This window comes from Actinomadura physcomitrii (genome assembly GCF_008923205.2).
GTDB lineage: Bacteria > Actinomycetota > Actinomycetes > Streptosporangiales > Streptosporangiaceae > Spirillospora > Spirillospora physcomitrii.
Window position 1 is genome coordinate 12,776 of the sequence record NZ_WBMS02000044.1, and the last position, 9,473, is coordinate 22,248.

Here is a 9,473-nt window from a genome sequence, read left to right on the forward strand (position 1 = left end):
GGCGGCGCCGCCGTGGGCGCGGCCCCCCCCCCACCCCCCCCCCCCCCCCCCAACTCAACGAGGGGTCTGGAAGGTTTCGGTGGCGTTGGCGCGGATCAGGGACTCGTCCACCTCGTGGCCGAGGCCGGGGGCTGTCGGGACGGGGACCGTGCCGGCGGTCGCGCGGATGGGCGGGGCCACGATGTCGTGCGCGTAGTACTTGTCCGAGCCGGACACGTCGCTGGGCAGGTCGAAGCCCGGCAGGGACGCGATCGCGACGTTCGCGGCGCGGCCGACGCCGAACTCGTGCATGCCGCCGCACCACACCTTCCAGCCCGCCGCCACGGCCCGGTCGTGCGCGGTGCGGGCCGCCGTGAGGCCGCCCATCCGGGACACCTTGACGTTCAGGATGGACCCGGCGCCGAGGGCGATCGCCGTGTCGAGCTGGTCGAGGTCGTCCACCGACTCGTCCAGGCAGACGGGCGTGCCGATCGCGGCGGCGAGGCGGGCGTGCGCGGCGAGCGCGCCCGGCGCGAACGGCTGCTCGATGAGCAGCAGGCCGAGGCCGTCGAGCGCGCGCATGGTGGCGAGCGCCTCGGGCGACTCGGGGTAGACGCCGTTGGCGTCGACCTGCACGGCGAGGTCCGGGTGCGCCTCCCGGACGGCCCGGGTCGGCGCGACGTCCCAGCCGGGCGCGATCTTCAGCTTGATGCGCCGGTAGCCGTCCGCGACGTGCCGCTCCACCTGCGCGAGCAGGTCGTCGACGGTCGGTTCGATGCCGAGGCTGACGCCGGCGGCGATGCGCGGCCGGGTGCCGCCGAGCGCGGCGGCGAGCGGGGTGCCGGACGCGCGCGTCCACAGGTCCCAGCAGGCGATGTCGAGGCCGGCCTTGGCGAAATGGTGGCCGCGGATCCGCGCCCAGGCGCGCCCCGCCTCGGACGGGTGGTCCCACTCGGTGCCGACGAGCGCGGGCGCGAGGTAGCGGCGCAGCATCATCCAGCAGGTGTCGACGGTCTCGGGGCAGTAGTACGGGTCGCTCGGCGAGGCGATCTCCCCCCAGCCGGACGCGCCGCCCGCGCCGGTCACCCGGACGACGATGTGCTCCAGGTGCGACTTGCGGTGCGAGCTGGTCTGGAAGGTGTGGACGAGCGGCAGGCTCAGCCGGAATGCCTCGACGGCGGTGACGGCGGGCATCAGTGCTTCTCCTGCGGGTCGGGGACGAACCGGTAGACGGCGGTGTCGCGGGCGGCGACCGCGCACGACACGGCGGCGTAGCCGTCGGCGACGAGGCGGCCCATGACGTCGGCGACCCGTTCGCGCAGCGCGATGGAGGCGTCCCGGTCCGCGGCGACGCGCGCCTCCCAGTCGCTGGGCAGGCCGAACAGGACGGCGTCGCCGTCGCGGGCGGTGTCGCCCCAGCCGACGCGCGGCGGCTTCGGCGCCCGGTCCCGGCTGGAGGGCAGGGCGGCGGTCAGGTCCCACTCGACGATGAGCCGGTCGGTGCGCATGCCGCGGTCCCGGCCGACCTCCTCGACGCCGAGCAGGTTCGGCTCGAACCAGCGCGCGACCGCGCCGAGGACGTCGAGGTTGAAGTGCGCGTTGCGGGTGCGGACCGGGTCGAACGACCAGCGCATCGCGGTGACGCCGGTGCCGAGCACCTGGGCGCGCTGCCCGAGCTTGAGCGCGCGGCCGACGCCGCGGCCCTGCTGGTCGTCGCGGACGGCGGCCATCTGCGAGTAGTGGTAGACGCGGCCGGCCGGGTCGACGCCGCCGAAGCCGTAGGCGAACCCGACGAGATCGTCGCCGTCGAACGCGCCGACGACCGAGCCGCCGTTGTGCGCGAGCGAGATGAGCAGGCGGGGGCTGACCGCGGGGTCGGTCGCGCCGAGCCGGAAGACCTCGCGGTAGAGGGCGACGGCGGCGCGCATCTCCGCGGGCCCGGACAGGGGCCGCACGTGCACGGCCGGGGATCTCACAGGCATCGCATCGCTTACTGTCGGCACATGTCCTGACCTAGATATGTTGTGGATCTATGTCCTCGTTGTAGCATCAGGCCTTGTCAGCGTCAAATATCGCCAAGATCGCGACGATTATACGATCCGTATGTTCGTTGATGATCTTTCGGTGCCCGGAGGAACATGACCGACCACGACCCGCCTGGCCGCGTCCTGCTCGACCCGGATGACGCCGCCCGCATCACCGCGGCCGCCGCCGCCCTGCTGGACCCCGCCCGCGCCCGGCTGCGCGAGTACGTCCTCGCCGAGTCGCCCAGCGGCGACGCGGCGGCCCTGGCCCGCTGCGCCGACCTGGTCGAGGCCGGGCAGGCCGCCGCCGGGGGGCGGGTGCGGCGCGTCCCGTCCCCGAGCGGCGACCACCTGGTCACCTCCTGGGGGCCGGACGGCCCCGGGCACCTGCTCGTCGTCGGCCATTACGACACCGTCTGGCCGGTCGGGCGCCTCGCCGCCATGCCCTGCACCGACGACGGCACGACCATCACCGGACCCGGCGTCTTCGACATGAAGGGCGGCCTCGTCGCGCTGGAGACGGCGTTCCAGGCCCTCGACGCGGCCGGGATCGCCGTGCCCGCGCCCGTCCGCGCGGTCGTCGTCGCCGACGAGGAGGTCGGCAGCCCCACCGGCCGCGACCTGGTCGAGGCCGAGATGGCCGGCGCCGCCGCCGTCATCGGCCTGGAGTCGCCGCATCCCGACGGCGCGCTGAAGTCCGCGCGGCGCGGCAGCACCCGGATCGCGCTGCGCGTCCGGGGCCGCGAGGCGCACGCCGCCCTCGACCCCGGCCGCGGCGTGTCCGCGATCGACGAGCTGCTCGACCAGCTCGCCGCCGTCCGCGCCGCCGTCCCGGACGACGGCACCACCCTGTGCAACATCGGCCGGATCGAGGGCGGCCGCCGCGCCAACGTGATCGCCGGGGACGCTTGGGCGGAGATCGGCCTCCGCTTTACCGACGCCGGATCCGAGCGCCGGATGCTGGACGTGCTGCGCTCCGCCCGCCCGGTCCGCGACGGCGCGCGGGTCGAGGCCGAGGTGCTGACGTCCCGGCCGACCTGGCCGGACGACCCGGCCAACCCGCTGCTGGCGCACCTGGCGGCGGTCGGCGCCGCGCTCGGCCAGACCGTCCGGGGCCGTCCGGCGGCGGGCGCGGGCGATGCGAACCTGCCCGGCTCGCGCGGCCTGCCGACGCTCGACGGCCTCGGCCCGCGCGGGCGCGGCGCGCACGCCGCCGACGAGCGCATCGAGGCCGCCGACCTGCCGCGCTGCGCCGCGCTGCTCGCCGCGCTCGTCGCCGTCCCGTACCGTCCCTGACCCCGCGACCGCCCGCAAGCGCCCGAAATCGGTCGACGGGACGGGGCTCGGCGAGCAGAATCACCCGCGTGAAAGTTCGGCTCGCGGGCGGTGTGGTGGTCGCGGACACGGCCGTGTGGACGGCCGGTCCGGCGGGCCCGGAGCGGATCACCGGCGGCTCCTCCGCGCCGCCCGGAGCGCCGGTCGCGCTGGGCCCCGCGGGCGCCGGCGGCGAGGACGTCCGGCGCGCTCTCGCGGAGCTGTCCGCGCTGGTCGCGGCGGGCGGAGCGACGGCCGCCGGCGCGGGCGTCGACCTCGGCGCCGGGTTCCGGTCCGCCCGGCTGGACGGGGCGCGCGGCGACCGGCGCGACGCGGTCCTCGCCGCGCTGCGGGCGCTCGGCCTGCGGAACGCGGGACGGCTGGGGGACCGGGCCGGCTTCCTCGTCGCGCTGTTCGGCCCGTCGGTCACCAAGCGGGTGGGCGCGGCGGCGGCGAAGGCGGCCGGGGACGGGCGCTGGGCCGCGCTGCACCTGGCGTCCGCGGCGAGCGACGTCCTCGGGCCCGAGCAGCTGGAGCGCGTCCTCGACCTGGACGGCCCCGACGCCGCCGTGCCGGGGGCGCCGTCCGTGCTCGCCGGCTACCTGCGGCAGGCGTTCGGCGGGGTGCCGCGCCCGCGCCGCCTCGATCTGCTCCTCGACCTGTGGGAGCGGGTTCGCGACCGGCGCGACCGGCACGGCCGCCGGGCCCGCCGCATGGCGACGCAGAGCCGCCGCGACCGGCTCTCCGACCTGCGCGAACGCCGCGCCCGCGACGAGGACGACCTGGTCGTCGGCTGGCTGACGCGGATGCTGGGCATCGCCGAGCCGACGCTCGCCGACGCCGCCCGCTGGATCCCGCCCGACGCCTTCTGGCGCGACCAGCTCACCCGGATGTTCGAGGACGCGATCGCCGCGACCGCGCTGCTGCGGACCGCCGTCGCGGTCGCCGACCTCGGCTACGAGGAGGGGCTGGCGCGCTCCGCGCCGCTCATCGAGGCCGTCGTCGCCCAGTGCCCGGCGTGGGCCGCCGGCCGCCGCCGCGACGGCGGGCTGCCCGCGAGGCCCACCGTCCACGTGGGCGAGATCCACCGCAGGCTGTCCGCCGGGGATCCGATCGACGCGCGGGTCATCGGCGTCGTCAGGCCGCGGCTGGTGCGGGCACGGGAGTACGCCCTGCTCGTCATCGAGACCGTCGAGACGGTGCTGACGCGGATGATCGGGCACCGCGCCGACCTGCTGCGCGAGTGGGGCGCGTCCAGCCTGAAGGCCTGGCGCGACGCGGCCGGGTACAGCGACGTGCGGCCGCCGGACGGCTGGGACGGCATCCCGCCGTGGACCGGCCCGCTCCTCGGCGACCGCCGGCCGCTGCGCGACCGCGAGGAGCTCCTCGGCGACCTGCTCTGGTACGTCGACCTGGTCGACGCGCTCGCCCAGCTGCACGGGCACGACGCGGCGCGCTCGGTGGACGGCACCGGCGCCCCCTGGTTCGACCACGACCCGCCGCCGGCCGAGCCCGAGCCGTTCACGCCCCGGCTCGACTCGGTGACGCTCGCCGTGTCCGGCGCCGCGCAGCTCGCCGCGCTCGGCGGCGTCCCGCCGAAGGGCGCCCGCACCTGGACCGCGTTCACCGACGGGCTGGCCGCCGGGACCGCGATCGCCGAGGCGCTGACCGGCGAGTTCGCGGTGCCGCCGCCGGTCGCCGCCGCCGACGGGGCGGTGGTGCCCGGCGCGAAGGTGCGCGTGAAGGTGGCCCGCAACGCGCGCGACCTCGCCGAATGGTCGGACCGCATGGGCAACTGCATCGCCGGGCCGATGTACCTGGACGACGCCCGCGCCGGACGCGTCGCCCTGCTCGGCCTCTACGACGGTAAGGGAGTGCTCGTCGTCAACGCGGAGCTGAGCCCGCTGCGCCCGCAGGCGCGCGGCTGGCGGGTCTCGGAGATCGCGGCGCGGTTCAACGAGGCGCCCGCCGAGGAGCTGGAACGCGCGTTCCGTTCGTGGGTGGACGCGCTCCCCGGGATCACGCCGCCCGAGGAGCCGCCGCCGGAGGAGCTCCCGCCCGCCCGGCCGGCGCGCCGCCGCGCGGCACCGCGCCTGGTCGAGGACGTGGGGCCGGTGCTCGGCGACCTCGCCCGCGCGGAGTGGGACGCGTCCGGCCTCGCGGCCCTGGAAGTGGTCGCCGCGGTCGCCGCGACCCCGCCGGACGCGGCGCTGACCCGGCTGCGCCGACTCGGGTCCGGGCAGCTCACCGCCGCGGTCCGCCGCGCGCTCGACGGCGGCGTTCCCCTCGTCCGGCTGTGGGACGCGACGGCGGCGCGGCCGCTCGAAGCCGCGCTCGGCGGGCTCGACCCGGCGCTGCGCGACCGCTACGACCAGCTGCCGCTGCTGCTCGGCGAGCCGCCGCTGCCGAAGACGCTGCGCAGGCTCGTCAAGCTGCCCGCGCTCGCCGACCCGTACGCGCTCGACCTCGTCGGACGGCGGGTCCGCGCGGCCATCGGCCGGCTGGCCCTGCTGGACGACCCGGTCATCGCACGCGCCGTCGCGCACCGCACGACCGGGCCGCTGCTGTGCGCGCTGACCGTCCTGGTCACCTGCGCCGGGCCGGAGATCCCGCTCGCGACCGTCGTCCCGCCGCGCAAGATCCGCGTGCCCGGCTACCCCGCGACCACCCTCAAGGACGGTGACGGCCCCTGGCTGCGCGCGCTGCCCGACGCCGCCGAACTCGGCGCCGCCACCGGGTCCTTGTGGGACGCGGTGGCCGCGCACGGGCTGCGCGTCCCCGCGTCGTGGCTGGGCGCGGGCGGCTGGACGGCCCTGTGGTCGCGCGCCCACGCGCACCCCTGAAGGACGTCCCGCGGACCGCGTGTGCCGCGGGACGTCCGTCCGGGAAGCCCCCTACTTCTCGGCCTCGGCGGCCTCCAGGTCGGCCTTCGCGGCGCGCGGGCTCCAGCGTCCGGCGAGCGGGAGCATCAGCGCGAAGAACAGCAGCTGCGCGGCGATGCACACCCACCACCAGTGCTGCCACTGGTGCGGCGCGTCCGCCGCCGCCTGCTTGATGTCGGCGAGCTGGTGCATCAGGCCCGCAGACGGCGCGTGCCCGGACTGCTGCGCCGCCTTGGCCTCCGCAAGCTTCTCGGGGGCGCTGACCAGGGTGTTCGCGCTGCTCACCACGTACTGCAGCACGAAGATGGAACCGGCGACCGCGATCCGGGTCGTCCAGCCCCAGACGGCGAGGCCGTGCGCCATCAGCGCCGGGTTGCGCCGCTCGATCGTCTCGGTGAACGCGGCCATCCACGGCGCGTACGCGATCGCGAGGCCGACCGCGAGGAGGCTGACGATCGTCGCCAGCGCCGCGAAGCTCGTGTGCGGGTGGGTGGCGCGGGTCAGGAACACGTACGTCATGACGACCGCGAGGACGGTCCCGGCGGCCATGAACGGCTTGCGCACCCGCGTCCGGTCGGACACGACCCCCACGATGACCAGCGCGATCGCGTCCATCGCCCAGTACCAGGTGTTGATGCCGTTGGCGCGGGACGTGGAGAACCCGAACGTGGTGGTCAGGTAGATGGTGAAGAACCCGACCGCGGTGTAGTAGATGATCAGGAAGATCGAGATGCCGGCGGCCGGGGCGAGGATGTCGAGTTTGAGCATCTGCGTCCACGGCCGGCCGAGGTCGGCGCTCGCCTCGGCCCGCGCGGCGCGCGCCTCCACCTTCGCGCGGTCCTCGGCGCTGACCATGACCTGGCTGCGCAGGCCGGGGTTCAGCTCCCGCAGGCCGCCGAGCGCGATGGCGAACACGACGAGCCCGAACGCGCCCATGATGTAGTACTGGCTGGCCCAGCTGTTGTCGAGCCGCTCCAGCGTGCGGTTCGCGACGAAGCTGACGATGAGGCTCGCCACGACCGGGCCGAGCGTCCAGAAGCCCATCGCCGACGCGCGGCCGAGCTGCGGGGAGAAGTCCCGGACCAGGGCGGGCGTGGCCACCAGGATCACGCCCTCGACCATCCCGATGACCGTGAGCAGGACGACGAACGCCCACTTGCCCGGCATCGAGGGGAGGAGCAGCGTCAGCACGCCGGTGACGCCGAGCCCGTAGGCGACCAGGTTCGCGCGCCCCCACTTGTCGCAGAGCCCCGCGGCGAGCGCACCGAACGCGCCGACCAGGCCCCCGACGACCAGCGCGTTGACGTAGAAGAGGAACGACATCTCGAAGTGGGCGAGCACCAGCGGCGCCACGCCGCCGGTCACGTACTGCTCGCAGTACAGGACGATCGTGGCGAGGACGACCACCGCGAGATACCACACGCGGGGGCCGGTTTCGGGGTAGTGGTCGAGGTCGCGCTTCCAGAGGCGGTCGATCGCGGCTCTGGGTTCGGGGGCGGCCGGGTGATCGAGGGTGGTCATGGGCACCTCTTTCCGGTTGTCCCGGCGGGGGGCTCGGGCCCGGTGGTTCTTGAAGCGAACTCTAGGTTCGGGTCCTTAAATTTTCCAGAGCTAAGTTCTAGAATCTCGATCTAGAACTACTTCGAGGAGGGCGATGTCCACCGCCTCCAGGGCCGCACCTGTCAAGCCCGTCCCGCGGCCGACCCCCGACACCCGGCCGTTCTGGGACGGCACCGCCGCCGGTGAGCTGCGCATCCAGCGCTGCCGAGCGTGCGAGCGGCACTTCTTCTATCCGCGCCCCGCCTGCCCGCACTGCGGCTCCGGGGACGTCGCGTGGGTGACCGCCAGCGGGCGCGCCACCCTGCACTCGTACGTGATCAACCACCGTCCGGCGCCCGGCTTCGAGGACGAGGCGCCCTACGTCATCGCCATCGTGGAGCTCGAGGAGGGCGTCCGGATGATGACCAACCTCGCCGGCGTCCCCGCCGACCCCGACCACCTGCCCCTCGACCTGCCGCTCCGGGTCGTCTTCGAGCAGCGCGGCGACGTGCGCCTGCCGCTGTTCACCCCCGCGGAGGCCCGGTGAACATCGTCATCGCCGGAGCCGCGGAGACCGACGAGATCGGCCGGCTGCCCGAGCACTCGACGCGGCAGCTCCACCTGGAGGCCGCCCGCAACGCCCTCGCCGACGCCGGGCTCACCAAGGACGACGTCGACGGCGTCGCCACCGTCGGCACCCCCGGCCCGGTCGAGATCGCGCACTCGCTCGGCATCGAGCCCGCCTGGCTGGACGGGACGCAGGTCGGCGGCTCGTCGTTCCTGTTCCACGTCAGGCACGCCGCCGCCGCGATCCGCGCCGGGATGTGCACCACCGTCCTGATCACGCACGGTGAGTCCGGCCGCTCGCGCGTCGGCGCGCCCCGCTTCGCCCGCACCCCCGACTCGCTGAGCGGCCAGTTCGAGGCCCCGTACGGCGTGTTCGGCCCGACGAGCGCGTTCACCCTCACCGCGCTGCGGTACATGAAGGAGACCGGCCTCACCCACGAGCAGCTCGCGGAGGTGCCGGTCGCGCAGCGCCGCTGGGCGAACCTCAACCCGCGCGCGATGTACCGCGAGCTCATCACCGTCGAGGACGTCCTCGCGTCCCGGATGGTCGCCTACCCGTTCCACCTGCTGGAGTGCTGCCTGGTGACCGACGGCGGCGGCGCGCTCGTCGTCACCTCCGAGGACCGCGCCCGCGCGCTCGGCACCCGCCGCCCGCTCGTCCACCTGCTGGGCGCGGGGGAGTCCGCCGAGTCGCCGATCATCTCGCAGATGGCCGACCTGACCAGCTCCGCCGGGTTCCGGCGGGCGTCCCGCGCCGCGTTCGCCGAGGCGGGCATCGGGCACGGCGACGTCGACCACCTGATGATCTACGACGCGTTCGCGCACCTGCCGATCTACGGCCTGGAGGACATGGGCTTCGTCGGGCGCGGCGAGGCGGGCGCGTTCATCGCCGAAGGCCACACCTCGCCCGGCGGGCGGCTCCCGCTGAACACCAACGGCGGTGGCCTGTCCTACACCCACACCGGCATGTACGGGATGTTCGCGATCCAGGAGGCCGTCCGCCAGCTCCGCAAGGAGGCCGCCGCGCAGGTCCCGGACGCGGAGGTCAGCGTGGTGCTCGGCAATGGCGGCATGTTCATGTCCGCCGCCGTCCTCGTCCTCGCCTCCCATCGTTGACTTGTGGCGGGGGGGGGTGGTGGTGGGGGGCCAAAAAAAGCAACCCCCCAAA

At 75.2% G+C, this 9,473-nt stretch carries 7 protein-coding genes; 4 read left to right on the top strand and 3 right to left on the bottom strand.

Features of this window, described 5'->3' with window-relative positions; all coding sequences use genetic code 11:
• Positions 1–54 precede the first annotated feature (54 nt).
• Together menC and F8568_RS37615 are read right to left on the bottom strand one after the other, a co-directional pair.
• Entirely contained in the window at positions 55–1,173 is a 1,119-nt protein-coding gene (gene menC / locus F8568_RS37610; RefSeq protein WP_151598396.1) for an o-succinylbenzoate synthase, read from the bottom strand.
• Positions 1,173–1,940 (bottom strand): GNAT family N-acetyltransferase, encoded by a 768-nt coding sequence (locus tag F8568_RS37615; protein WP_151598397.1) that lies wholly within the window; start codon positions 1,938–1,940, stop codon positions 1,173–1,175. The genes menC and F8568_RS37615 overlap by 1 nt, the downstream gene beginning before the upstream one ends.
• 177 nt (positions 1,941–2,117) lie before the next feature.
• Between F8568_RS37615 and F8568_RS37620 the strand changes: the two genes are divergently transcribed.
• A complete protein-coding gene (locus tag F8568_RS37620; protein WP_151598398.1) occupies positions 2,118–3,299 on the top strand; it encodes a M20/M25/M40 family metallo-hydrolase in 1,182 nt (393 codons plus the stop codon).
• Positions 3,300–3,367: 68 nt separating this feature from the next.
• Positions 3,368–6,160 carry a hypothetical protein gene (locus tag F8568_RS37625; protein ID WP_151598399.1) on the top strand — a complete coding sequence of 931 codons (2,793 nt, stop codon included), beginning with the start codon at positions 3,368–3,370 and terminating at the stop codon, positions 6,158–6,160.
• Positions 6,161–6,211: 51 nt separating this feature from the next.
• Here F8568_RS37625 and F8568_RS37630 read toward each other — a convergent pair whose 3' ends face one another.
• A complete protein-coding gene (locus tag F8568_RS37630) occupies positions 6,212–7,720 on the bottom strand; it encodes an MFS transporter (protein ID WP_151598400.1) in 1,509 nt (502 codons plus the stop codon).
• Between the two features lie 133 nt (positions 7,721–7,853).
• Here F8568_RS37630 and F8568_RS37635 point away from each other — a divergent pair, with 133 nt between their 5' ends.
• Positions 7,854–8,285, top strand: coding sequence for a Zn-ribbon domain-containing OB-fold protein (locus F8568_RS37635; protein WP_151598401.1), 432 nt, complete (start codon positions 7,854–7,856; stop codon positions 8,283–8,285).
• Positions 8,282–9,421 (top strand): thiolase C-terminal domain-containing protein, encoded by a 1,140-nt coding sequence (locus F8568_RS37640; RefSeq protein WP_151598402.1) that lies wholly within the window; start codon positions 8,282–8,284, stop codon positions 9,419–9,421. Before F8568_RS37635 ends, F8568_RS37640 begins: the two co-directional genes overlap by 4 nt.
• The last annotated feature ends 52 nt before the right edge of the window (positions 9,422–9,473 follow it).